Raw genomic sequence first — 22,785 nt, forward strand, 5'->3', positions numbered from 1 at the left:
CCTTTCGCGACACAAGGCCGCTCCTACAGGAGTATGCGTTCCCCTGTAGGAGCGGCCTTGTGTCGCGATGGGCTGCAAAGCAGCCCCGGAATCAGCGCCCTTCGCCCGCCATGCGCCGCTCGAACTGAAACTTCCAGCGCACATACAAAAGCCCGGCAATGAACAGCCCCAGGCTCACCAGCACCTCGACCCAGCCGAACAACGCCCGTGCCGGATCGAACGCCGCCAGCACGCCCTTGATGAAGTAGATGTTGACCACGAAGCAGGTCCAGGCATGTGCCCGGGCGCTGCCCATGAGCATGCCCGGCAGCAGCAGCAACAGGGGGATCAGCTCGATGGCCAGGATTACCTCGACCCGCGCCCCGTGCAGGTTGGCGAACCACAGGTTGTTCACCACCAGCAGGGCGATCAGGCCGAAGAAGCAGGCCAGGCTCAGGGCGCGGCTGACCCGCACCCGCGGGGCCAGCCAGTCCAGTGGCGGCAAGACCTTGGGTTTTCTAGCCACGCTGGCCACCCAGGGCCTTGGCGGTATTCGCCAGGCGTTGGCCAAGGGCGCGGCACAGGGTGATCTCGTGGGGGTCCAGCTCACGCTTGCCGTCGGCGCCGGCATGGTGGCTGGCGCCATACGGGGTGCCGCCGCCGCTGGTCTCGAGCAGCGCCGATTCGCTGTAGGGCAGGCCGGTGACCAGCATGCCGTGGTGCAGCAATGGCAGCAGCATCGACAGCAGGGTGGTCTCCTGGCCGCCGTGCAGGCTGGCGGTGGAGGTGAACACTGCCGCCGGCTTGCCCACCAGCTCGCCGCCCAGCCACAGGCTGCTGGTGCCGTCGAGGAAGTACTTGAGCGGTGCGGCCATGTTGCCGAAGCGGGTCGGGCTGCCCAGGGCCAGGCCCGCGCAGTGGCGCAAGTCGTCGAGGGTGGCGTACAGCGCGCCGCTGGCCGGGATGTCAGGGGCTACGGCTTCGCACTCGGTGGAAATCGCCGGCACGGTGCGCAGGCGCGCTTCCAGGCCGGCCATCTCGACGCCACGGGCGATGTGCCGGGCCATCTCGCTGGTCGAGCCGTGGCGGCTGTAATACAGCACCAGGATGTAGGGCTCGCTCACGGCAGGATCTCCAGCACGTTCTCCGGTGGCCGGCCGATCACCGCCTTGTCGCCGGCGACCAGGATTGGCCGTTCGATCAGCTTGGGGTGCTGGACCATGGCGTCGATCAACTGGGCGTCGCTCAGGGCCGGGTTGGCCAGGTCGAGGGCCTTGTATTCATCCTCGCCGCTGCGCAGCAACTGGCGCGGGGCGATGCCCAGCTGGCCGAGCAGGCGCTTGAGGGTGGCGGCATCCGGCGGGGTCTCGAGGTAGCGCACGATGGTTGGCGCCAGGCCGCGTGCCTCGAGCAGCTCCAGGGCGCCGCGGGATTTCGAGCAGCGCGGGTTATGATAGAGGGTCAGTTCGGTCATGACGGGTCGCATCCAGCTGGGTGTGGCGGCTATTCTAACCGCAGCGACCGACTTCAATGCTTGAAAACTTCGAGAAGGATTGACCCATGGCAAGGCGTTTGGCAACTGCACTGGCCATCACCGCGAGCCTGCTGCTCGGCGGCTGCGGTGCCGACTACGGCGTGGACCAGCACGGCAACACGGTAAAGGCCGAACAGATCGACGGGCACTGGCTGGTGCTCAACTACTGGGCCGAATGGTGCGGCCCGTGTCGTACCGAAATCCCCGAGCTCAATGCTGCGGCCAAGCAGTGGGATGCCCAGGGCATTCGCGTGGTGGGGGTGAACTTCGATGGCCTGCAGGGGCCGGACCTGAAAGCCGCCGCCGATACGCTGGGCATTGGTTTCACCGTTCTGGCCCAGGACCCGGCCGAGCGCTACGAGCTGCCGCGCAGCGAGGCGCTGCCGGTGACCTACATCATCGACGACAAGGGCAAGGTACGCGAGCAGTTGATGGGGGAGCAGACGCTAGAAGGGCTGCAGGCGAAGATCAAGGCGTTGAAAGGCGGCGCCTGATCGATCTTGGGGCTGCTTTGCAGCCCTGTCGCGACACAAGGCCGCTCCTACAGGGTTTCGCATTCACCTGTAGGCGCGGCCCCGGCGGTTGTCAGCCTTCCTCGGGCCAGAACCGCAGTGGCTTGCCTTCGGCAGGCCAGAAGCGAATCTGCTCGATCGGCGACACATCCCAGCGCTGCACCGTCTCCAGCGCCTGCAGGAAGCGTTTTTCCTGGTCCATCAGCGCCGGGGCGCACAGCTTGCGGGTCTTGCCGACCTTGCCGAAGCTGATGCGTTCGCCGTCCAGCGTGTAGGGCGCGAACCAGTGGTTGCAGCCGGCATTGCCATAGGCCCGGCCATCGCTGGCCAGGGTCAGGGTCAGGTGGCTGTAGTCGATCAACGGGCGTTCGCCGATCCACTCCAGCAGGTAGCTCTGCTCCTGCTGCAGTTTCGACGGCTGCGCGGCGCAGCCCAGCAGGCCGCTGGCGATCAGCGCGGCGGTCAGTAGCGGTTTCACTCAGGTGCGCTCCTGGCACTGTGGGCACAGGTGCTTGTCGCCCAGGCTGGTCCAGCCCAGTTCCTGGATCCGGGCGGTGGCCGCCGGCGCGTGGCCTTTCTTGCCGAGCTTGGCCTCGGCGGCGAACTCGAAGTCCAGCACGGCGTCGCAGCGATCGCACTTGACCTGCCACTGGTGGATTTCCAACTCATTGAACACCGGCCCTTGGGCCACGGCCACCCACTGCCCGGTGGGGTTGATCAGGTGGCGCACGCTGTCCACGGTCAGGCGCATGGAGAGGCTTTTGCTGCCTTTGAGCGAAACCAGCAGGGCGTCGCCCTTCTGGATCGAGCCGCCGTTGCCGGTAACCTGGTAGCGGCCCGGTACCAGGGCGCGGCACTCGATCAGGGTGTGTTGCGGGTTGAAAAGGGTGTAGCGGAAATCGTGTTCGACCATGGGTCCTCCAGAAATGCCGCGTATCCTAGCATCATCCCGTGACCAGATTCTGCGGATTGCCTGCCGCCCAGCGGGCGATGTTGTCCAGGGTGGTGGCGGCGATGGCATCCAGCGCCTCGCGGGTGAGGAACGCCTGGTGCGCGGTGACGATCACGTTGGGGAAGGTCAGCAGCCGCGCCAGCACGTCGTCCTGCAGCGGCTGGTCGGAGCGGTCCTCGAAAAACAGCTGCGCCTCTTCTTCGTACACATCCAGCCCCAGGTAGCCGAGCTGGCCGCGCTTGAGCGCGTCGATCAGCGCCGGGGTGTCGACCAGCGCGCCGCGGCCGGTGTTGATGAGCATGGCGCCGGGTTGCAGTTGGGCCAGGCTGTGGGCGTTGATCAGGTGGCGGGTGTGCTCGGTCAGCGGGCAGTGCAGGCTGATGATCCGCGCTTCGCGCAGCAACTCGGGCAGCGTCAGGTAGCGGGCACCGAGGGCCAGCAGTTCGGGGTTGGGGTAGGGGTCGTAGGCCAGCAGCTGGCAGCCGAAACCGGCCATGATGCGGGCGAAGGCGGCGCCGATCTGGCCGGTGCCGACCACGCCGACGGTCTTGCCATGCAGGTCGAAGCCGGTCAGCCCGTGCAGGGTGAAGTCGCCTTCGCGGGTGCGGTTGTAGGCCCGGTGCAGGCGCCGGTTGAGGGCCAGGATCAGGGCCACGGCGTGCTCGGCGACCGCGTGCGGCGAGTAGGCCGGCACCCGTGCCACGGCCAGTTTCAGGCGCTGCGCCGCGGCCAGGTCGACATGGTTGTAGCCGGCCGAGCGCAACGCCACCAGGCGCGTGCCGCCGGCGGCCAGGCGCTCGAGCACCGGGGCGTCGAGTTCGTCGTTGATGAACGCGCAGACCACCTCGAAGCCCTGGGCCAAGGCGGCGGTGTCGAGGGTCAGGCGGGCTGCCTGGTAGTGCAGCTCCAGGGCGCTGCCCTGGGCGGCGCGGGTGAAGCTTTCCTGGTCGTAGTGCTGGCTGCTGAACAACAGGGCGCGCATGGTTGGGTTCCTTTCATGAGACCGTTGCCAGTCTAGGCCAGTGGACCGGCTCGGTATTGATCTGCGCGGCTCTACAGTGCTGGCGTTGCAGTGCAGGGGCCAGCTTTGCGGGCGAAGGCTGCCTGATCGGCTATTCGCATCGCCTGCTTGGCCGGCAAGGCCGGCGCCTACGGACCCAGGCGCCGGCGATCAGGCATGCTGGCGCGCTTGTTCGGCCAGCCGCTCGATGGCCAGGTCGAGGTCGTCGAGCGCCGCCTGGGCCTGTGGGCTGTCCTGCTTGAGCAAGGTTTCGCTGCGCTGGCAGGCCGCGCGCAACTGCGGCACGCCGCAATAGCGCGAGGCACCGTTGAGACGGTGCACGCGCTCGATGATCGCCGTGCGGTCGGCGGCATTGCGTGCGGCCTGGATGGCTTCGCGGTCGGCCGCCAGCGAAGCCAGCAACATGGCCAGCATGTCCGCCGCCAGGTCCGGCTTGCCGGCGGCCAGGCGCAGGCCTTCCTCCGGGTCGAGCACCTTCAGTTCGCCGCTGTCCGGCAGCCGTTCGGGGCTGCGCTCCGGGGGTGGCGCGCCGAGGCTCAGGCCGGTCCATTTCATCACCACCTGGGCCAGTTGGCGTTCGCTGATCGGCTTGGTCAGGTAGTCGTCCATGCCGCTGTGCAGCAGGGCGCGTTTCTCGTTGGCCATGGCGTGGGCGGTCAGGGCGACGATCGGCAGCGGCTGGCCGCTCTGGCTGCTTTCCCAACGGCGGATCTGTTCGGTGCAGGCGCGTCCGTCCATGCCGGGCATCTGCACGTCCATCAGCACCAGGTCGAAGGGTTCGTCCTGCACCACCTGTACCGCGGTGTAGCCGCTGTCCACCGCCAGCACCTCGGCGCCCATGCCTTCGAGCAAGGTCTGCACCAGCAGCAGGTTGGCCGGGTTGTCGTCGACGCAGAGGATCTTCGGCACGCGTTGCCCGCTGTTCACCCGTTGTTCGCTCAAGGGCCGGCGCGGTTGCACCAGCTCCAGTAGCAGTCGGCGGATCTTGCGGGTACAGGTGGGCTTGGCCAGCAGTTGGCCATGGGCGTTGGGCAAGTACGGCAGGTAGAGCGGCTGCTCGGTGGTCGGGCACAGCGCCACGCACTGGCAGCCCAGGCCTTCGAGTTGCTGCAGGTACTGGCCGAGCTGTTCCGGGCCGAGGCTGCCGAGGTTGACCCCGAGCACGGCGAAGTCGAACGGCTTGCCGGCCTGGTTGGCCGCCTGGACCGCCTGCAACAGTTGCTCGCAGGAGGAGAACAGGGTCACCGACAGCCCGCAGTCCTCGAGCTGGTGTTCCAGCGCCTGGCGGGCCAGGTCGTGGCTGTCGACGATGGCCACGCGGCGACCGAGCAGGGCCGGCAGCGGTTGCTCCTCGCCGTCGTCGTGGGCCTTGGGCAGGTTGAGGCTGATCCAGAACTGCGAGCCTTCGCCCGGGGTGCTGTCGACGCCGATCTCGCCGCCCATCTGTTCGATCAGGCGCTTGGAGATCACCAGCCCCAGGCCGGTGCCGCCGGGTTGGCGCGACAGCGAGTTGTCGGCCTGGCTGAAGGCCTGGAACAGGGTGCGCACATCCTGCGGCGACAGGCCGATGCCGGTGTCCTGCACACTGATGCGCAGCTGCACGCTGTCTTCCTGTTCGTCGTCGAGCATGGCGCGCACGACGATGGTGCCTTCGCGGGTGAACTTGATGGCGTTGCTCACCAGGTTGGTGAGGATCTGCTTGAGCCGCAGCGGGTCGCCGACCAGCGACAGCGGGGTGTCGCGGTACACCAGGCTGAGCAGTTCGAGCTGCTTGGCGTGGGCGGCCGGGGCGAGGATGGTCAGGGTGTCCTGGATCAGGTCGCGCAGGTTGAACGGAATGCTGTCGAGCACCAGCTTGCCGGCCTCGATCTTGGAGAAGTCGAGGATCTCGTTGATGATCCCCAGCAGGTTGTCGGCGGACTTTTCGATGGTGCCCAGGTAGTCGAGCTGGCGCGGGCTCAGCTCGCTTTTCTGCAACAGGTGGGTGAAGCCGAGGATGCCGTTGAGCGGGGTGCGGATTTCATGGCTCATGTTGGCCAGGAACTCCGACTTGATGCGGCTGGCTTCCAGGGCTTCCTTGCGCGCCATGTCCAGCTCGATGTTCTGGATCTCGATGGTTTCCAGGTTCTGGCGCACGTCCTCGGTGGCCTGGTCGATGCTGTGCTGCAGCTCTTCGTGGGCGCTGTGCAGGGTTTCGGCCATGCGGTTGATGCCGCCGGCCAGCTCGTCGAGCTCATGGCTGCCCATGGCCGGCAGGCGTTCGTCGAGATGGCCGTCCTTGAGCTGGTTGACCGCGTGCTTGATGCGGTTGATCGGGCCGTTGATGGTGCGGCTCATGCGCAGGGCGAGCAGGGCGGTCAGGCTCAGGCAGGCGAGGATCAGCAGCAGGCTGGTGAACAGGTTGCGATAGCCGCGCAGCAAGGTGCCGTCGTGGGACAGCTCGATTTCGACCCAGCCCAGCAGCCGTTCGGCCTCGGCGGGCACGGCGTCGGTGGCCAGGTCGCGGTGATGGCCGAACACTGGCATCAGGTAGCGGGTGGCATCGTTGCCGGTGCGCTGCAGCAGCTGCGTGCCGGTGCCACCGCTGGGCGGCTGGTTGAGCATGCTCGGGCCGGCATGGGCCAGGCGGGTGCGGTCGGCGGCGAGGAAGGCCACCGCGCGCACATCGGATTGCTCCAGGGCCTGGGCGGCGATGCGCTCCAGCTGCGCCGGGGCCTGGCGGGCCAGGGCCGGGGCCGCCAGTGGGGCCAGTTGCTCGGCGATCATCTTGCCGCGTTGCAGCAACTGCGTGCGCAGGTCGCTCTGCTGCAGCCAGGTGAAGTAGCAGCCCAGCACCAGGGCCATCAGGCTGGCGGGCAGCAAGGCCAGCAGCAACACGCGGCTGCGGATTCCCAATCGGTCGAGCACACCTCTCTCCTGTCATGTGCTTAAGGGCGCGGTTTGCGCTTCAGGCCGAACGTTACTCCGGGTAGGGGGGCAATGCACCCATTTGTGTTTGATTTTGTTTCAAGAAACCCCGGTGCCGGCCTGTTTCTCACGCGTGCGGCGGATGCGTCCTACATGGCGCTGGTCGTACTGAGGTTGCCTGCCGTTGGTGCTTGTCGAATAATCACGTAATTGAGAATTGATGGCAGTTGCCAATGCATCCTGTATCTATCCACGCCACCCATATCCTCGCCATCGAGGACGACCCCGTGCTGGGCGCCTACCTGCACGAGGAACTACAGCGTGGCGGCTTCCACGTGACCTGGTGCCGCAATGGCCTCGAGGGCCTGGAGGTCGCCGCCCGGCAAGCTTTCGACCTGGTCCTGATGGATATCCTGCTGCCGGGGCTCAATGGCCTCGACGCCCTGGCCAGCCTGCGCCGGCACAGTGCCACGCCGGTGATCCTGATGTCGGCGCTGGGCGCCGAGGCCGACCGCATCAGTGGGTTCGAGCGCGGCGCCGACGATTACCTGCCCAAGCCGTTCAGCTTCGCCGAACTGCGCGTGCGCATCGAGGCGATCCTGCGCCGGGTGGCGTTCGAGCGGCGGGCCCAGGCGCCGCGCGAGGCCGATGCCGGGCAGTTGCAGTTCGATGAACAGGCGTGTGATGTCAGCCTGGCCGGCACCCGTGCCGGCCTCACCCCCAGCGAGTACCGTCTGCTCGATACCTTGCACCGCAGTAGCGACGAGGTGCTGAGCAAACCCTTCCTTTACCAGCAGGTCTTGCAGCGTGGCTACTCGCGGCATGACCGCAGCCTGGACATGCACGTCAGCCAGATCCGCCGCAAGCTCAAGGCCATCGGCTACCACGAGCGCCAGGTGCGCACGGTGTGGGGCAGGGGCTATGTGTTCGGCGCGGGCGAGGCGGACTGAGGCATGCTCGATCGTCATTCGCTGTTCTGGAAACTGGCTGTGCTGCTGGTGGGGTTCTGCCTGCTGATGATTGGCCTGAGCTACAGCTGGGGCCGGCACATGGAAACCCAGGATGCCTTCCTCTCCGAGCCGGCTCGCCAGGTGCTGCGCGGCTACGCCGCAGAGGCCGAACAGGCCTGGCGCGGCGGCGGGCAGGCCGGCGTCGATGCCTGGTTGAGCGGCATGCATGAGCGCGAGCAGGGCTGGCTGGGGGTGCTCGATGGCGACTTGCAGCCCCTGGGCAGCGCCAACCTGAGCAGCAGCCAGACCCAGCGCCTGACCCGCCTGCGCGGCGTCGACTGGCCCATGAGCCGGCGCAGCATCGGCCAACCCTGGTTGCGCCTGCCGTTCCCCCAGGCGCCGGAGCAGGGCATGCTGGTGATCGAGTTGCCCGAGCGCTTCAACCCCGGCCAGTACCGCTTGTTCTGGCGCGTGGTCACCAATGGCGTGATTCCCGGGCTGTTCACCTTGCTGCTGTGCGTGGGCCTGTACCGCATGCTGATCGTGCCACTGAACCAGCTGCGCGAGCAGGCCAATGCCTGGCGCGCCGACCAGTTGGCCGCGCGCCTGGACGCGCGCACCACCCAGCGGCGTGATGAGCTGGGCGAGCTGGCCCGCGCCTTCGACCAGATGGCCGAACGCCTGCAGGGCACCGTGACCCTGCAGCAGCAGTTGCTGCGCGACCTGTCCCATGAAATGCGCACCCCGCTCAGCCGCCTGCGGGTGGCCTGCGATGGCGAGACCGACCTGCATCGCTTGCGCGAACGCCTGCACCGTGAGGTGGATGCCATGCAGCAATTGGTCGAGGACACCCTGCAACTGGCCTGGCAGGACGCCGAGCGGGCGCCGATGAACCTCGAGCCGATCCAGCTGCAGGCGCTGTGGGACATGCTCAGCGAGAACGCCTGCTATGAAAGTGGCTGGGCCCCGGAGCGGTTGCGTTGCGAGCTGCCGGCCGATTGCTGGGTGCAAGGCAATCTCAACCACTTGGCCCAGGCCCTGGAGAACGTGCTGCGCAATGCCATTCGCCATTCGCCGGCCCAGGGCGTGGTCAGGCTCAGCGGGCGACGCCACGGCCATTACTGGCATATCGAGCTGGAAGACGACGGCGGTGGTGTGGCCGAGGCCGACCTGGAGCGGATCTTCGCGCCGTTTTCGCGGCTCGATGGCTCGCGGCCGGGGGATGGCGGCTTCGGCCTGGGGCTGAGCATTGCCCGCAGTGCCATCGAGCGTCAGGGCGGACGGGTGTGGGCGGTCAATGGGGCGCAGGGCCTGCGGGTGTGCCTGCGCCTGGTGGCGGCGCCAGGGGGCGTGTCGCCTGGTTCGCCAGCAAGGCTGGCGCCTACGGGTTGATCATCCATAATCTTATAGCCAGCGGTTATAGTGTCCGACGATTGCGTGATATGGCCGCGCAGGGTTTGCCGGTATGATAGTCGCCCCTGCCGTCCGGATTGCGAAAACGCCCATGACCCTGCAGTACCCAACGATTGCCGATTGCGTCGGCCACACGCCTCTGGTTCGCCTGCAGCGCATTGCCGGGGCCACCAGCAACACCTTGCTGCTCAAGCTCGAAGGCAACAACCCGGCAGGTTCGGTCAAGGACCGTCCGGCGTTGTCGATGATCACCCGCGCCGAACTGCGTGGGCAGATCAAGCCAGGCGACACGCTGATCGAAGCCACCTCGGGCAACACCGGCATCGCCCTGGCCATGGCGGCGGCGATCAAGGGCTACAAGATGATCCTGATCATGCCCGACAACTCCACCGCCGAACGCAAGGCGGCGATGACCGCCTATGGCGCCGAGCTGATCCTGGTGACCAAGGAAGAGGGCATGGAAGGCGCGCGCGACCTCGCCGAGAAACTGCAGGCCGAAGGCCGCGGCCTGGTGCTCGACCAGTTCGCCAATGGCGACAACCCGATCGCCCACTACAACAGCACCGGCCCGGAAATCTGGCAGCAGACCCAGGGCAGCATCACCCATTTCGTCAGCTCCATGGGCACCACCGGTACCATCATGGGCTGCTCGCAGTACCTCAAGGAGCAGAATCCTGCGGTGCAGATCATTGGCTTGCAGCCAATGGAAGGCTCGGCCATTCCTGGCATCCGCCGCTGGCCCCACGAGTACCTGCCGAAGATCTTCGACGCCAGCCGTGTCGACCGGGTGGTCGACATGTCCCAGCAGGAGGCCGAGGACACCACGCGCCGCCTTGCCCGCGAAGAGGGCATTTTCTGCGGTGTGTCCTCCGGCGGTGCAGTGGCGGCGATGCTGCGCCTGTCCCAGGAAGTCGAGAACGCGGTGATGGTCGCCATCATCTGCGATCGTGGCGACCGTTACCTGTCCACTGGCCTGTTCGACGCGACCTGATGTCCAGAAAGAAAAGCAACGGCGGCCTGCGCTTCCAGCCGGCCGGCGGCAACCGTACCCCACAGGTTCCCGTGGGCAAGAAACAGCGCCTGCTGATCGAGCGCGTGTCCGGCGATGGCCGGGGCATCGCCTTCGTCGAAGGGCGCACCTGGTTCGTCAGCGGCGCGCTGGACGGCGAGGACGTCGAGGCGCGCGTGCTGGCGGCGCGCGGCAAGGTGGTCGAGGCGCGCCTGGAACGTGTGTTCCAGGCCAGCGCGCAACGGCGCGAGGCGCCCTGCCGGCATTACGCCCGCTGTGGCGGCTGCAACCTGCAACATGTCCCCCATGCCGACCAGCTGGCCCTCAAGCAGCGCCTGCTGGCCGAGCAGTTGCAACGGGTTGCCGGCCTGCAGCCAGAAGCCTGGGCCGTGCCCCTGAGCGGGCCGGAGTTCGGCTACCGGCGCCGGGCGCGGGTGGCGGTGCGCTGGGATGCCAAGGCCCGCCATCTGGACGTGGGCTTTCGCGCCGAGGCCAGCCAGGACATCGTCGCCATCGACGACTGCCCGGTGCTGGTACAACCCTTGCAGTCCATTTTCCGCCACTTGCCCACCGTGCTGCGCAGCTTGAGCAAGCCGCAGGCGCTGGGGCATGTGGAGCTGTTCAGCGGCACGGCGCAAGCGCTGCTGGTGCGTCACGTGGCAGCGTTGCCCGCTGAAGACCTGGCGCGCCTTGCGGCATTCTGTGCCGAAGCCGGCGCCCAGCTGTGGTTGCAGGGCGAAGGCCAGCCGGCCCCGGTGGACGCCGCGGCGCAGCTAGGCTTTGCCCTCGAGCCTTGGGGCCTGGAGCTGGCCTGGCGGCCTGGGGATTTCGTCCAGGTCAACGCTCAGGTGAACAGCCTGATGATCCAGCAGGCCCTGGCCTGGCTGGCGCCGCAGGCCGACGAGCGGGTGCTGGACCTGTTTTGCGGCCTGGGCAACTTCGCCTTGCCCCTGGCGCGCCAGGCGCGCGAGGTGGTGGCGGTGGAAGGCGTGCAGGCCATGGTCGAGCGCGCCGAGGCCAATGCCCGCAACAACAATGTGCATAACGCACGGTTTTTTCAGGCCGATTTATCGCAGCCTTTGGCGGACGCCGGATGGGTCGCCGAAGGCTTTTCTGCGGTACTCTTGGACCCACCGCGCGACGGCGCTTTCGAGGTGGTGCAAGGCATCGCCCGGTTGGGTGCGCAGCGGCTGGTCTATGTATCGTGCAACCCGGCCACGCTGGCGCGAGACGCCCAGGTTCTGGCGGGGCAGGGGTACCGGTTAAAAAGGGCCGGGATTCTCGACATGTTTCCTCAGACGGCACATGTCGAGGCCATGGCGTTATTCGAAGCGGGCTAGCGCGGCTGGCCCCCTTGGTGTCGCGTTCAGGGAACGAAGGCGGCACAGGTGATAGTCAGCGTGTCCGCGTGGCGCGCTGTATGGAAAGGTAAAGCAAAGATGGTACAGGTGAGAGTGCACCAGCCGGTCAACAACGACGGCAGTATCAATCTCGAAGCATGGCTCGATCATGTGGTGAGCGTCGATTCGCAGCTCGATCGCCCGGCGCTCAAAGAGGCCTGCGAGTTCGCCCAGGAAGTCGAGAAGAAGGGCAACCCGGCCAAGCATTCCTGGGCGGACGGGACATCCAGTTTCCAGGCGGGGCTGGAGATTGCGGAAATTCTCGCCGACCTCAAGCTCGACCAGGATTCGCTGGTCGCCGCGGTGATCTACCGCTCGGTGCGCGAAGGCAAGGTGACCCTGGCCGAAGTCGGCCAGCGCTTTGGCCCGGTGGTGTCCAAGCTGATCGACGGCGTGCTGCGCATGGCCGCCATCAGTGCCAGCCTCAGCCCGCGCCAGTCGCTGGTGCTCGGCTCCCAGGCGCAGGTGGAAAACCTGCGCAAGATGCTGGTGGCCATGGTCGACGACGTGCGCGTGGCGCTGATCAAGCTGGCAGAACGCACCTGCGCCATTCGCGCGGTCAAGGCTGCCGATGACGAGAAACGCCTGCGGGTGGCCCGCGAGGTGTTCGACATCTATGCGCCGCTGGCCCACCGCCTGGGCATCGGCCATATCAAGTGGGAGCTGGAAGACCTCTCGTTCCGCTACCTCGAACCCGACCAGTACAAGCAGATCGCCAAGCTGCTGCACGAGCGCCGGCTGGACCGCGAGCGTTTCATCAGCGACGTGATGAACCAGCTGCAGAACGAATTGCTGGCCACCGGGGTCAACGCCGATATCAGTGGCCGGGCGAAACACATCTATTCGATCTGGCGCAAGATGCAGCGCAAGGGCCTGGAGTTCAGCCAGATCTATGACGTGCGCGCAGTGCGCGTGCTGGTGCCGGAGGTGCGCGACTGCTACACCGCGCTGGGCATCGTCCATACCCTGTGGCGGCACATCCCCAAGGAGTTCGACGACTACATCGCCAACCCCAAGGAGAACGGCTACCGCTCGCTGCACACCGCGGTGATCGGCCCCGAGGGCAAGGTGCTGGAGGTGCAGATCCGCACCCATGCCATGCACGAGGAGGCCGAGCTGGGCGTGTGCGCGCACTGGCGCTACAAGGGCACCGACGTCAAGCCAAGCTCCAACCACTACGAAGAGAAGATCTCCTGGCTGCGCCAGGTCCTCGAGTGGCACGAAGAGCTGGGCGATATCGGCGGCCTGGCCGAACAGCTGCGCGTCGATATCGAGCCGGACCGGGTCTATGTGTTCACCCCCGACGGCCACGCCATCGACCTGCCCAAGGGCGCCACGCCACTGGACTTCGCCTACCGCGTGCACACCGAGATCGGCCACAACTGCCGTGGCGCCAAGATCAACGGGCGCATCGTGCCGCTGAACTACAGCCTGCAAACCGGCGAGCAGGTGGAGATCATCACCAGCAAGCACGGCAGCCCGAGCCGCGACTGGTTGAACTCCAACCTGGGCTACGTCACCACCTCGCGGGCCCGGGCCAAGATCGTCCACTGGTTCAAGCTGCAGGCCCGCGACCAGAACGTGGCCGCCGGCAAGACCCTGCTCGAGCGCGAGCTGAGCCGCCTGGGCCTGCCCCAGGTGGACTTCGAGCGCCTGGCCGAGAAGGCCAACGTCAAGACCGCCGAGGACATGTTCGCCGCCCTCGGCGCCGGCGACCTGCGCCTGGCGCACATGGTCAACGCCGCCCAGCAGCTGCTCGAGCCCGAGCGCCTGGAGCCGGTCGAGCTGATCCCGCGCCAGGCCCGTGGTATTCGTGCCGGCAAGCGCAGCGACATCCAGATCCAGGGCGTCGGCAACCTGCTCACGCAGATGGCGGGCTGCTGCCAGCCGCTGCCGGGCGATGCCATCGTCGGCTACATCACCCAGGGCCGCGGGGTGAGCATCCATCGCCAGGACTGCGCCTCGGTGCTGCAACTGGCGGGCAAGGAGCCGGAGCGCATGATCCAGGTGAGCTGGGGGCCGATCCCGGTGCAGACCTATCCGGTGGATATCGTCATCCGTGCCTACGACCGCCCGGGGCTGCTGCGCGACGTGTCGCAGGTGCTGCTCAACGAGAAGATCAACGTGCTGGCGGTCAACACCCGCTCGAACAAGGAAGACAACACCGCGCTGATGTCGCTGACCATCGAGATCCCTGGCCTGGACGCCTTGGGGCGCTTGCTCGGCAGGATCTCGCAGTTGCCCAACATCATCGAGACGCGGCGTAATCGCACCCCTTGATACCGCCCTCGCGGGGCCAGCCCATTCCCACGCTGTCGTGCTGTCGGCGTGGGAGCGGGCAGGCCTTGCGGTGAGGCCGCTAAGGACAACCCATGACCTACACCCTCGACGACCTGCTGCACCTGATGGCGCGCCTGCGCGACCCGCAACAGGGTTGCCCCTGGGACCTCAAGCAGGACTACGCCAGTATTGTCCCGCACACGATCGAAGAGGCCTATGAAGTGGCCGACACCATCGAGCGTGGCGATTTCGAGCACCTGCAGGGCGAGCTGGGCGACCTGCTGTTCCAGGTGGTCTACTACAGCCAGCTGGCCCGTGAAGAAGGGCGCTTCGAGTTCGAGGGCGTGGTCGATTCGATCACCCGCAAGCTGATTCGCCGCCACCCCCATGTGTTCCCCACCGGCGAGCTGTATGCGCCGCTGGACACTCCGGCGTTGAGCGAGGCCCAGGTCAAGTCGCGCTGGGAAGAGATCAAGGCCGAGGAGCGTGCCGAAAAGAGCGAGCCCGCGCAGTTGTCGCTGCTCGATGACGTGCCGGCGGCCTTGCCTGCCCTGTCCCGTGCCGCCAAACTGCAAAAGCGTGCGGCCACGGTCGGCTTCGACTGGCCCGAGGCGTTGCCGGTGCTGGACAAGGTCCGTGAGGAGCTCGACGAGGTGCTGCAGGCCATGGCCGACGGCGACAGTGACGCCCTGGAAGACGAACTGGGCGACCTGCTGTTCGCCACCGTCAACCTGGCCCGGCACCTCAAGCACGACCCGGAAAACGCCTTGCGCCGTGCCAACCGCAAGTTCGAGCGACGTTTCCGATTTATCGAACAGGCATTGCGCGAGCAGGGCCTGACCCTCCAAGATCGTACCCTCGACGAGCTGGACGCCCTGTGGGGCGAGGCCAAGCGTCAGGAAAAGAACCTGCCCAGCTGCGGCTGAGCTGATGCATAAGTGAGTGAACTTCCATGAGCCTTTCCCTTCGCGACCAATTGCTCAAAGCCGGTCTGGTCAACCAGAAACAGGTTTCCCAGGCCAACAAGGCCGAGAAAAAACAGAAACGCCTGGAACATAAGGGCCAGGTCGAGGTGGACGACAGCCAGCAGCGCCTGGCCAAGCAAGCCCAGGCCGAGAAGGCCAAGAAAGACCAGGAACTGAACCGCCAGGTTCAGGAGAAGGCTGAGCAGAAGGCCCGCGCCGCGCAGGTCAAGCAATTGATCGAGGCGACCCGCCTGCCCAAGCTGACCACCGAGGACTACTACAACTTCGTCGACGACAAGAAGGTCAAGCGCATCGCCGTCAACGCCCTGATGCGCAGCAAGCTGAGCAACGGCGCGCTGGCGATCGTCGCCCACGGCGGCGGCTACGAAGTGATCCCGCGCGAGGCGGCGGTGAAGATCCAGGAACGTGACCCCAAGCGCATCCTGCTGCTCAACACCCATGTCGAGGAGGCGGACGAGGACGACCCGTACGCGGCCTACAAGATCCCTGACGATCTGATGTGGTAAGCATGAAAAACCCCGCCTAGGCGGGGTTTTTTCTTTGAAGAGGGTGTCACTGCGAGGATCGCTGGTTCTCCAGCACTTCCAGCTCCTGGCGGTACTGGTGGGCCTGGTGTTCGTCGTGGAACATGCCGACCAGTTGGCCTTGCTGGTGTACATCCCAGATCCGCACGCCGGCGGCCAGGCCTTCGTGGGACATTTTCGATTCGTCGCGTTCGGTTACTTGGACTGTCATCGTTAAACTCCACTTCTTCAGTTGGCTGCGACAGTGTGTCGCACACCCTCTTTATAGAGTTTGTTAGCAGGCTAAGTAAATAAAACAGCGATTAAACAAATTTCATGTAGGAGCGGCCTTGTGTCGCGAAAGGGCTGCGCAGCAGCCCCGGCAATTTCGATGGTGGCTTGAAATCAGGGGCCGCTACGCGCCCCTTTCGCGACGCAAGGCCGCTCCTACAGAGATCGCCGAAGCCCGGGCAAAAAAAGCCCCGCACAAGGCGGGGCTTGGGGCGTTGCAGGCAGCGCTATCAGTTACCCTTGACCGCCTTGCCGTCCACCGTGCCATCCTGCAGCACGATCACGTATTCCTTGCCGTCGGTCTCGACCTGGCGCAGTTGCACCAGCAGGTAGTCCCAGTCCTTGGCGAACCACAGCTCGGTGATACGCTTGCTCTGGCTCGGGTCGCGCACGCGCTCGACCTTGATCGCCTCGACCTGGCCGGTCTTGGTGGCGACTTTCTCGGCGCCCAGCACGCGGAAGTCGTAGGTGTCGATCTCGTCACCGTCGACCACCTGGTAGGTCATGCTCTTCTTGCCGGCGGCCACATCATGCTGCAGCGCCAGCTGGTACGATGACTTGTCCAGCACGCCACGGTTGAGCGGCAGGCTGACGGCATCGCCACGGTCGCTGCCGGTGACTTTCTTGCCGGTCCAGTCGAAGGTCAGGTCGACCTTCTTGGCCTTGCCCAGGCCGCCGCGCTCGAAGTGGTACTTCTGCGGCAGCAGGGTGTCGTTGTCCATGCGCAGGGTGCTTTGCTCAGTCAGGCTGGCGATCATCATGGAGGCCTTGAAGTTAAGGTCCCAGCTACCGTTGGCGTTCTTGACCAGGCTGCGCTCGGCGGTGCCGCTCATGGGCAGCTGTTTCCAGTCGGCGGTGTAGCTGGCGGCGAAAGGCTTCAGATCAGCTGCCTGGAGCGGCAGGGCAAGCACGGCGAGAGCCAAGAGCAGGGCACGACGCATAAATTCTCCTAGGATCGAATCAAGTGACCGCTGGCCGCCAGCGGCTGGCCATCCAGTAATGCACCCTGTTCGCCCAGACGCAAGCGTCCGTCGGCAAACCAGCGCACCGCCAGCGGGTAGATCAGGTGTTCCTGCCGGTGCACGCGCTGGGCGAGTGCCTCCGGGGTGTCATCCGTTGCAACCGGGACCACAGCCTGTACGACCAGGGGCCCGCCATCGAGTTCCTCGGTGACGAAGTGCACGCTGCAGCCGTGCTCGGCGTCGCCAGCCTCCAGCGCACGCTGGTGCGTGTGCAGGCCTTTGTACTTGGGCAACAGTGACGGATGGATGTTCAGCAGGCGGCCTTGGTAGTGGCGCACGAAATCGCCACTCAAGATGCGCATGAAGCCGGCCAGCACCACCAGGTCGGGCTTGAAGCCGTCGATCAGCGCCATCAGCGCTGCGTCGAAAGCCTCGCGACCTTCGAAGCCGCTGTGCGACAGCACCGCGGTTTCGATGCCGGCTGCCCGGGCGCGCTCGAGGCCGTAGGCATCGGCGCGGTTCGAGATCACCGCGCCGATGCGCGCCGGGCTGTCACTGCTGTTGTTGCTGTCGATCAGCGCCTGCAGGTTGCTGCCGGAGCCCGACAGCAACACGACTACATTACAGGGCATCAGTGTGCCTTGAGGTTCTGCAGCTCGACCTGGGCGGCGCCTTCGGCGGCCAGGTCGATACGGCCGATCACCCATGGCTGCTCGCCGGCGCTGCGCAGGACGTTCAGGGCATTGTCGACCTGGTCCTGGGCCACGCAGATGACCATGCCCACGCCGCAGTTCAGCACGCGGTGCATTTCATGCTCGTCGACGTTGCCTTTGGCCTGCAGGAAGTCGAATACCGCCGGGCGCTGCCAGCTGGCCACGTCGACCACCGCCTGGGCGCCTTTTGGCAGCACGCGCGGGATGTTGTCCAGCAGACCGCCGCCAGTGATGTGGGCCATGGCCTTGACCGCGCCGGTCTGCTTGATCAGTTGCAGCAGGGGCTTTACGTAGATGCGGGTCGGCGCCATCAGCAGGTCGGCCAGTGGCTGGCCGTCGAGCTGGGTGTTGTCGATGTCGGTGGCGGACACTTCGAGGATCTTGCGGATCAGCGAGTAGCCGTTGGAGTGCGGGCCGGAGGAGGGCAGGGCGATCAGGGCGTCACCCGCGACCACTTTCGAGCCGTCGATGATCTCGGCCTTTTCCACCACGCCAACGCAGAAGCCGGCCAGGTCGTAGTCTTCGCCTTCGTACATGCCAGGCATCTCGGCGGTTTCACCACCGACCAGCGAGCAGCCGGCCAGTTCGCAACCGGCGCCGATGCCGGTGACCACGGTGGCGGCCACGTCGACGTTGAGCTTGCCGGTGGCGTAGTAGTCGAGGAAGAACAACGGCTCGGCGCCGCAGACGACCAGGTCGTTGACGCACATGGCGACCAGGTCCTGGCCGATGCTGTCGTGCTTGTTCAGGTTCAGCGCCAGGCGCAGCTTGGTGCCGACGCCGTCGGTGCCGGAGACCAGCACCGGCTGCTTGTAGCCGGCCGGGATCTCGCAGAGGGCGCCGAAGCCACCCAGGCCACCCATGACTTCAGGACGTGCGGTGCGCTTGGCGACGCCCTTGATGCGTTCGACCAGTGCTTCGCCGGCGTCGATGTCTACACCGGCGTCTTTGTAGCTCAGGGAGGGTTGCTTGCTCATTGATCCAGGCCTTTAAGAGGGAGGGATTCTAGAAAACGACCATGACGGCCAGGGCCGACGGGAACGCGTGCGGCTGCCTGTACATCACTGGTCTGCGAAGGCGCGCGATTTTATCAGGGTTGCCCCCAAGCGGCCATCCTCAGGCCGACGGGCAGGCGGCAAATGTGGGTAAAAAAAGCGCTTTCACCCGCTGCGGCTGGTTGCCGCGCCAGCGCCTGTATAAGGTATAGGCATGGCGACGGCGTATTCATGCGTACCGCGCGGTCAAAGCCGACAGTTTCGCGCGCGTCGCCCCTTGGTTATCTGGACAGGAATCCCCAATGCGTCTTTTCAACTACCTCGCTGGCGCCTGCCTGGCCTTGGCCGGTCCCTTGGCCCAGGCAGAAACCGTCTCCGGCCTGTACCAGGTGCGCGAGCCCCTCGACGGGCAAGGCGGGGAGGCCCGCACCCAGGCCACCGCCAAGGCCCTGGACACCCTGGTGCTGCGCCTGACCGGCGACCCCAAGGCAGCGCAGAGCGCGGCACTGGCCAGCTTGCGCAAGGATCCGCAGCAGATCATCAACCAGGTCGGCACCGAGGCCGGGCCGCCCGAGGCGGTGCTGGTCGAATTCGACCCCGGTAGCAGTGAACGCGCGCTGCGCCAGGCAGGCTTGGCTTTGTGGGGCAGCAACCGGCCGTCGATCCTCGGTTGGTGGCTCAATGACAGTGTCGAGGGCAGTAGCCTGGTCGGCGACGGCCAGGCTGCCGCCGAGCTGTTGCGCCGCGCTGCCCAGCACCGTGGGCTGCCGCTGCGCCTGCCGCTGGCCGACCTGCAAGAGCAACTGGTGGGCAACGCCGAGCATGTCGACGGCAGCGACCCGGCGCCGCTGCGCGAGGCATCCGAGCGCTATGGCGCCGATGCGCTGCTGGCCGTACATGCCCGTGAGGCGGATGGCAAATGGCAGGGCAAGTGGCAGTTGTGGCTGGGTGACCAGCGCGAGCAGGGCAGTGCCGAGGGCGCCGACCAGGCGGCCCTGGCCGATGCGGTGCTGCTGGCGGTGAGCAATCGCCTGGCGCCGCGCTATGTCACCCGGCCAGGGGCCAGCGGCGATCTGCAGGTGCAGGTGCAGGGCATGAGCCTGCAGCGCTACGCCGAACTGAGCCGTGTGCTCGAGCCGTACGGCGCACGCTTGCAAATGGCCGATGGGGCGACCCTGACCTACGGCGTCACGGCCAATCGCGAGCAACTGCGCGCCCAGTTGAGCCTGGCCAAGCTGCAGGAACTGCCGGCCGAGCCGCAGCCAGCCGCGCCTGGGCCGGCTGCCCAGGGTGAACCCGGTGCGGCTGCCCCAGCCGTTACCCCAGCGCCGTTCGACGGCCTGCGTTTTCGCTGGTAAGGAGCACCACGAATGACTGACATGCGTCGCTGGATGTGGCTCGGCGTGGTACTGGTGATCGCCGTGCTGCTGTATTTTCTGCACAACATTCTCTCGCCGTTCTTGGTCGGCATCCTGCTGGCTTACCTGGCCGATCCGCTGGTCGACCGCCTGGAGCGCATCGGCCTGTCGCGCACCTGGGGCGTGGTGGTGGTGTTCAGCCTGTTCACCCTGATCTTCATGGCTCTGTTGCTGATACTGGTGCCGATGCTGGCCAAGCAGCTGGTGCGCCTGTACGAACTGGCGCCGCAGATGCTCGACTGGTTGCAGCACGTGGCGTTGCCCTGGGTGCAAAGCCGCCTGGGCCTGGCCGATGGCTTCTGGAAGTTCGACAAGATCAAGTCGGCCATCGCCGAGCACATGGGCCAGACCACCGATATCGTCGGCGTGCTGCTGTCCCAGGCCACCGCCTCGAGCCTGGCGCTGATCGGCTGGCTGGCCAACCTGGTGCTGATCCCGGTGGTGGGCTTCTACCTGTTGCGCGACTGGGACCTGATGATGGCCAAGCTGCGCAGCCTGCTGCCGCGCCAGCGCGAACCGCAGGTGGTGGGGCTGGCTGGTGAGTGCCACGAAGTGCTGGGCGCCTTCGTGCGCGGGCAGTTGCTGGTGATGCTGGCGTTGGGCGTCATCTATTCCACCGGGCTGATGCTGGTGGGGCTGGAGCTGGGCCTGTTGATCGGCATGCTGGCGGGGCTGGCGGCGATCGTGCCGTACATGGGCTTCATCATCGGCATTGGCGCGGCGCTGGTCGCCGGGTTGTTCCAGTTCGGCGGCGAGCTGTACCCGATGCTGGGCATCGTCGCGGTGTTCATGGTTGGCCAGGCCCTGGAAGGCATGGTGCTGACGCCGTTGCTGGTGGGGGATCGCATCGGCCTGCACCCGGTGGCGGTGATCTTCGCGATCCTCGCCGGTGGCGAGTTGTTCGGCTTTACCGGCGTGCTCCTGGCGCTGCCGGTGGCGGCGGTGATCATGGTGCTGCTGCGGCATGTGCACGACCTGTACAAGGAGTCGGACATGTATGCCGGGGAGATCGATCCGGATCTGTGACCGATCGCGGGGCAAGCTGGCCCCTACGGGACCAAGACCACCCGCAAACCCCGTAGGAGCCGGCTTGCCGGCGAACACCGGCGCAGCCGGTGCCATCCACCGCAGCGCCTGCTTCGCCAGCAAGGCTGGCTCCTACGGGATCAAGGCCACCCGCAAACCCCGTAGGAGCCGGCTTGCCGGCGAACACCGGCATGGCCGGTGCCAGCCTGCGCGGTGCCTGGTTCGCCAGCAAGGCTGGCGCCTACAGTGGGTGTGCATGGCAGGTGGCTGTGGGGCTTGCCCTGCGCACGGGTTGAAATGGTGCAACTGATTGATTTTCCTTGTGCTATTTCCCTGGCCGATTGTGCCGCCCGCGCTGCGGGTATAGACTTTGCAACACTGTTCACCAAAGGCCCCCTGTGGTCCCTGCGACCGCCAGCCAGCATGAAACCGATCCAGTTGCCCCTGGGTGTGCGTCTGCGCGACGATGCCACCTTCATCAACTACTATCCGGGCGCCAATGCCGCGGCATTGGGCTACGTCGAGCGGCTATGCGAAGCCGACGCCGGCTGGACCGAGAGCCTCATCTACCTGTGGGGCAAGCAGGGCGTTGGCCGTACCCACCTGCTGCAGGCCGCCACCCACCGTTTCCAGCAACTGGGCGAACCTGCCGTCTACCTGCCCCTGGCGCAACTGCTCGAGCGTGGCGTCGAACTGCTCGACCACCTGGAACAATACGAGCTGGTGTGCATCGACGACCTGCACGTGATTGCCGGCAAGGCGGATTGGGAAGAGGCCATGTTCCACCTGTTCAACCGCCTGCGCGACAGTGGCAGGCGCCTGTTGCTGGCCGCTTCCAGCTCGCCGCGCGAGCTGCCGATCAAGCTTGCCGACCTCAAGTCACGGCTGACCCTGGCGCTGATCTTCCAGATGCGCGGCATGTCCGACGAAGACAAGCTGCGCGCCCTGCAGTTGCGCGCGTCGCGCCGCGGCCTGCACCTGACCGACGAGGTCGGCCACTTCATCCTCACCCGTGGTACCCGCAGCATGAGCGCGCTGTTCGACCTGCTCGAGCGTCTCGACCAGGCGTCGCTGCAAGCCCAACGCAAGCTGACGATACCCTTCCTCAAGGAAACCCTCGGCTGGTAGTGGCCTGAAAACACGGGGCCAGAGCCTCCAAACGGAAAAGTCACAACTTTTTCGATAAAATTTGCAAATGGGTTCGATAGAAGGCATAGTTTCCCCCTTCTAAAGGACTACAGACACGGTCGTGCCCATGCTGAAGCGCTTCGCACCCCTCGTGCCACTTGCACTCGTCACCCTTCTTTACGGCTGTGCCTCCACCGGCCCGGTCACGCCCTCGCAGGATCATTCCGTGGCCGCCGAGCAATCGGTCAAGGCCAAGGCGTCGGCTTCTTCCGTATTCACCGAGCAAGAGCTGGCCAGCGAAGATGATCTCGAGGCCTTCTCCAGCAACAGCAAGCCTTACCAGCTGCCGGTCCTGGCCGACAGCATCCTCGAGCGCGGCATGTCGCTGATCGGCACCCGCTACCGCTTTGGCGGCACCTCCGAGAAGTCCGGCTTCGACTGCAGCGGCTTCATTGGTTACCTGTTCCGCGAAGAGGCGGGCATGAACCTGCCGCGTTCGACCCGCGAAATGATCAACGTCGACGCCCCCAAGGTAGCCCGCAACAAGCTCAAGCCCGGCGACTTGCTGTTCTTCAGCACCAACGGCCGCGGTCGTGTCAGCCATGCCGGCATCTACCTGGGTGACAACCAGTTCATCCACTCCAGCAGCCGCCGCAGCGGTGGCGTGCGCATCGACAGCCTGGGCGATCGTTACTGGAGCAAGACCTTCATCGAGGCCAAGCGCGCGCTCGCCATGGCGCCGACCACGATCTCGCGCAATTGATTTGATATCAAAATGCTGTAACCTCGCACGGCGGCGTAGCTGA

Annotated in this window: 24 protein-coding genes; 13 read left to right on the plus strand and 11 right to left on the minus strand. The window is 66.0% G+C overall.

What is annotated here, in order from left to right; genetic code table 11:
• Positions 1–91 precede the first annotated feature (91 nt).
• Genes KSS95_RS09210 through arsC form a run of 3 tightly spaced genes read right to left on the minus strand, consistent with a single transcriptional unit; the run spans position 92 to position 1,453 of the window.
• Positions 92–505: a DUF2069 domain-containing protein gene (locus KSS95_RS09210; RefSeq protein ID WP_217853387.1), complete on the minus strand. Its 414-nt coding sequence runs from the start codon at positions 503–505 to the stop codon at positions 92–94.
• The gene (gene wrbA / locus KSS95_RS09215) at positions 498–1,103 is read right to left on the minus strand and encodes an NAD(P)H:quinone oxidoreductase (protein WP_217853388.1); all 606 of its coding nucleotides are present in this window, start codon (positions 1,101–1,103) and stop codon (positions 498–500) included. Before wrbA ends, KSS95_RS09210 begins: the two co-directional genes overlap by 8 nt.
• Positions 1,100–1,453, minus strand: coding sequence for an arsenate reductase (glutaredoxin) (gene arsC / locus KSS95_RS09220; RefSeq protein ID WP_217853389.1), 354 nt, complete (start codon positions 1,451–1,453; stop codon positions 1,100–1,102). Before arsC ends, wrbA begins: the two co-directional genes overlap by 4 nt.
• Positions 1,454–1,539: 86 nt before the next feature.
• On the opposite strand from arsC, the gene KSS95_RS09225 reads away from it, so the two are divergent.
• Positions 1,540–2,007: a TlpA disulfide reductase family protein gene (locus KSS95_RS09225; protein ID WP_217853390.1), complete on the plus strand. Its 468-nt coding sequence runs from the start codon at positions 1,540–1,542 to the stop codon at positions 2,005–2,007.
• 91 nt (positions 2,008–2,098) lie between these two features.
• Here KSS95_RS09225 and KSS95_RS09230 read toward each other — a convergent pair whose 3' ends face one another.
• From KSS95_RS09230 to KSS95_RS09245, 4 genes are all read right to left on the minus strand, one after another.
• Positions 2,099–2,503 (minus strand): META domain-containing protein, encoded by a 405-nt coding sequence (locus tag KSS95_RS09230; protein ID WP_217853391.1) that lies wholly within the window; start codon positions 2,501–2,503, stop codon positions 2,099–2,101.
• Positions 2,504–2,938 (minus strand): hypothetical protein, encoded by a 435-nt coding sequence (locus KSS95_RS09235; protein WP_217853392.1) that lies wholly within the window; start codon positions 2,936–2,938, stop codon positions 2,504–2,506.
• A gap of 31 nt (positions 2,939–2,969) precedes the next feature.
• Positions 2,970–3,959, minus strand: a complete 990-nt coding sequence (locus KSS95_RS09240; RefSeq protein ID WP_217853393.1) for a 2-hydroxyacid dehydrogenase — start codon at positions 3,957–3,959, stop codon at positions 2,970–2,972.
• A gap of 189 nt (positions 3,960–4,148) precedes the next feature.
• Positions 4,149–6,905 carry a response regulator gene (locus KSS95_RS09245; RefSeq protein ID WP_217853394.1) on the minus strand — a complete coding sequence of 919 codons (2,757 nt, stop codon included), beginning with the start codon at positions 6,903–6,905 and terminating at the stop codon, positions 4,149–4,151.
• A 233-nt stretch (positions 6,906–7,138) separates the two neighbouring features.
• On the opposite strand from KSS95_RS09245, the gene KSS95_RS09250 reads away from it, so the two are divergent.
• The 7 genes from KSS95_RS09250 to KSS95_RS09280 all read left to right on the plus strand — a co-directional run bounded on the left by KSS95_RS09250 (position 7,139) and on the right by KSS95_RS09280 (position 15,449).
• Entirely contained in the window at positions 7,139–7,855 is a 717-nt protein-coding gene (locus KSS95_RS09250; protein WP_217853395.1) for a response regulator transcription factor, read from the plus strand.
• 3 nt (positions 7,856–7,858) lie between these two features.
• The gene (locus KSS95_RS09255) at positions 7,859–9,247 is read left to right on the plus strand and encodes a HAMP domain-containing sensor histidine kinase (RefSeq protein WP_217853396.1); all 1,389 of its coding nucleotides are present in this window, start codon (positions 7,859–7,861) and stop codon (positions 9,245–9,247) included.
• A 112-nt stretch (positions 9,248–9,359) separates the two neighbouring features.
• On the plus strand, positions 9,360–10,259 hold the full coding sequence (gene cysM / locus KSS95_RS09260) for a cysteine synthase CysM (protein WP_217853397.1): 900 nt from the start codon (positions 9,360–9,362) through the stop codon (positions 10,257–10,259).
• Positions 10,259–11,617 carry a 23S rRNA (uracil(1939)-C(5))-methyltransferase RlmD gene (gene rlmD, locus KSS95_RS09265; protein WP_217853398.1) on the plus strand — a complete coding sequence of 453 codons (1,359 nt, stop codon included), beginning with the start codon at positions 10,259–10,261 and terminating at the stop codon, positions 11,615–11,617. The genes cysM and rlmD overlap by 1 nt, the downstream gene beginning before the upstream one ends.
• A 99-nt stretch (positions 11,618–11,716) precedes the next feature.
• Positions 11,717–13,957 carry a GTP diphosphokinase gene (gene relA, locus KSS95_RS09270; RefSeq protein ID WP_134691841.1) on the plus strand — a complete coding sequence of 747 codons (2,241 nt, stop codon included), beginning with the start codon at positions 11,717–11,719 and terminating at the stop codon, positions 13,955–13,957.
• 92 nt (positions 13,958–14,049) lie between these two features.
• Entirely contained in the window at positions 14,050–14,883 is an 834-nt protein-coding gene (mazG, locus tag KSS95_RS09275) for a nucleoside triphosphate pyrophosphohydrolase (RefSeq protein ID WP_217853399.1), read from the plus strand.
• Positions 14,884–14,909: 26 nt separating this feature from the next.
• Entirely contained in the window at positions 14,910–15,449 is a 540-nt protein-coding gene (locus KSS95_RS09280) for a DUF2058 domain-containing protein (protein WP_217853400.1), read from the plus strand.
• 46 nt (positions 15,450–15,495) lie between these two features.
• Here KSS95_RS09280 and KSS95_RS09285 read toward each other — a convergent pair whose 3' ends face one another.
• The 4 genes from KSS95_RS09285 to purM form a co-directional block, all read right to left on the minus strand.
• Complete coding sequence (locus tag KSS95_RS09285) at positions 15,496–15,678, minus strand: hypothetical protein (RefSeq protein ID WP_217853401.1); 183 nt, start codon at positions 15,676–15,678, stop codon at positions 15,496–15,498.
• A gap of 289 nt (positions 15,679–15,967) precedes the next feature.
• Positions 15,968–16,678 (minus strand): DUF3108 domain-containing protein, encoded by a 711-nt coding sequence (locus tag KSS95_RS09290; RefSeq protein WP_217853402.1) that lies wholly within the window; start codon positions 16,676–16,678, stop codon positions 15,968–15,970.
• A gap of 8 nt (positions 16,679–16,686) precedes the next feature.
• Positions 16,687–17,331 (minus strand): phosphoribosylglycinamide formyltransferase, encoded by a 645-nt coding sequence (gene purN, locus KSS95_RS09295; RefSeq protein ID WP_217853403.1) that lies wholly within the window; start codon positions 17,329–17,331, stop codon positions 16,687–16,689.
• Positions 17,331–18,389, minus strand: coding sequence for a phosphoribosylformylglycinamidine cyclo-ligase (gene purM / locus KSS95_RS09300; RefSeq protein WP_217853404.1), 1,059 nt, complete (start codon positions 18,387–18,389; stop codon positions 17,331–17,333). Before purM ends, purN begins: the two co-directional genes overlap by 1 nt.
• Before the next feature lie 320 nt (positions 18,390–18,709).
• Here purM and KSS95_RS09305 point away from each other — a divergent pair, with 320 nt between their 5' ends.
• The 5 genes from KSS95_RS09305 (at position 18,710) to KSS95_RS09320 (ending at position 22,742) form a co-directional block, all read left to right on the plus strand.
• The gene (locus KSS95_RS09305; RefSeq protein WP_217853405.1) at positions 18,710–19,765 is read left to right on the plus strand and encodes a DUF2066 domain-containing protein; all 1,056 of its coding nucleotides are present in this window, start codon (positions 18,710–18,712) and stop codon (positions 19,763–19,765) included.
• A gap of 12 nt (positions 19,766–19,777) precedes the next feature.
• Positions 19,778–20,851, plus strand: coding sequence for an AI-2E family transporter (locus KSS95_RS09310; protein ID WP_217853406.1), 1,074 nt, complete (start codon positions 19,778–19,780; stop codon positions 20,849–20,851).
• 173 nt (positions 20,852–21,024) lie between these two features.
• Entirely contained in the window at positions 21,025–21,147 is a 123-nt protein-coding gene (locus tag KSS95_RS24625) for a hypothetical protein (RefSeq protein ID WP_263974806.1), read from the plus strand.
• Positions 21,148–21,274: 127 nt separating this feature from the next.
• A complete protein-coding gene (gene hda / locus KSS95_RS09315) occupies positions 21,275–21,979 on the plus strand; it encodes a DnaA regulatory inactivator Hda (protein WP_031314897.1) in 705 nt (234 codons plus the stop codon).
• 127 nt (positions 21,980–22,106) lie between these two features.
• Positions 22,107–22,742: a C40 family peptidase gene (locus tag KSS95_RS09320; RefSeq protein WP_217853407.1), complete on the plus strand. Its 636-nt coding sequence runs from the start codon at positions 22,107–22,109 to the stop codon at positions 22,740–22,742.
• Positions 22,743–22,785: the final 43 nt, after the last annotated feature.

The sequence above is a fragment of the Pseudomonas muyukensis genome (assembly GCF_019139535.1).
GTDB classification, from domain to species: domain Bacteria; phylum Pseudomonadota; class Gammaproteobacteria; order Pseudomonadales; family Pseudomonadaceae; genus Aquipseudomonas; species Aquipseudomonas muyukensis.

Excerpts from the sequence above, each read along its gene's own strand:
- arsC (WP_217853389.1), bottom strand. The coding sequence starts at position 1,453 with ATGACCGAACTGACCCTCTATCATAACCCGCGCTGCTCGAAATCCCGC.
- KSS95_RS09290 (WP_217853402.1), bottom strand. The coding sequence starts at position 16,678 with ATGCGTCGTGCCCTGCTCTTGGCTCTCGCCGTGCTTGCCCTGCCGCTC.
- hda (WP_031314897.1), top strand. The coding sequence starts at position 21,275 with ATGAAACCGATCCAGTTGCCCCTGGGTGTGCGTCTGCGCGACGATGCC.
- KSS95_RS09255 (WP_217853396.1), top strand. The coding sequence starts at position 7,859 with ATGCTCGATCGTCATTCGCTGTTCTGGAAACTGGCTGTGCTGCTGGTG.
- mazG (WP_217853399.1), top strand. The coding sequence starts at position 14,050 with ATGACCTACACCCTCGACGACCTGCTGCACCTGATGGCGCGCCTGCGC.
- KSS95_RS09250 (WP_217853395.1), top strand. The coding sequence starts at position 7,139 with ATGCATCCTGTATCTATCCACGCCACCCATATCCTCGCCATCGAGGAC.
- KSS95_RS09240 (WP_217853393.1), bottom strand. The coding sequence starts at position 3,959 with ATGCGCGCCCTGTTGTTCAGCAGCCAGCACTACGACCAGGAAAGCTTC.
- cysM (WP_217853397.1), top strand. The coding sequence starts at position 9,360 with ATGACCCTGCAGTACCCAACGATTGCCGATTGCGTCGGCCACACGCCT.
- relA (WP_134691841.1), top strand. The coding sequence starts at position 11,717 with ATGGTACAGGTGAGAGTGCACCAGCCGGTCAACAACGACGGCAGTATC.
- KSS95_RS09310 (WP_217853406.1), top strand. The coding sequence starts at position 19,778 with ATGACTGACATGCGTCGCTGGATGTGGCTCGGCGTGGTACTGGTGATC.
- KSS95_RS09280 (WP_217853400.1), top strand. The coding sequence starts at position 14,910 with ATGAGCCTTTCCCTTCGCGACCAATTGCTCAAAGCCGGTCTGGTCAAC.
- KSS95_RS09225 (WP_217853390.1), top strand. The coding sequence starts at position 1,540 with ATGGCAAGGCGTTTGGCAACTGCACTGGCCATCACCGCGAGCCTGCTG.
- rlmD (WP_217853398.1), top strand. The coding sequence starts at position 10,259 with ATGTCCAGAAAGAAAAGCAACGGCGGCCTGCGCTTCCAGCCGGCCGGC.
- KSS95_RS09235 (WP_217853392.1), bottom strand. The coding sequence starts at position 2,938 with ATGGTCGAACACGATTTCCGCTACACCCTTTTCAACCCGCAACACACC.
- KSS95_RS09305 (WP_217853405.1), top strand. The coding sequence starts at position 18,710 with ATGCGTCTTTTCAACTACCTCGCTGGCGCCTGCCTGGCCTTGGCCGGT.
- purM (WP_217853404.1), bottom strand. The coding sequence starts at position 18,389 with ATGAGCAAGCAACCCTCCCTGAGCTACAAAGACGCCGGTGTAGACATC.
- KSS95_RS09285 (WP_217853401.1), bottom strand. The coding sequence starts at position 15,678 with ATGACAGTCCAAGTAACCGAACGCGACGAATCGAAAATGTCCCACGAA.
- purN (WP_217853403.1), bottom strand. The coding sequence starts at position 17,331 with ATGCCCTGTAATGTAGTCGTGTTGCTGTCGGGCTCCGGCAGCAACCTG.
- KSS95_RS09320 (WP_217853407.1), top strand. The coding sequence starts at position 22,107 with ATGCTGAAGCGCTTCGCACCCCTCGTGCCACTTGCACTCGTCACCCTT.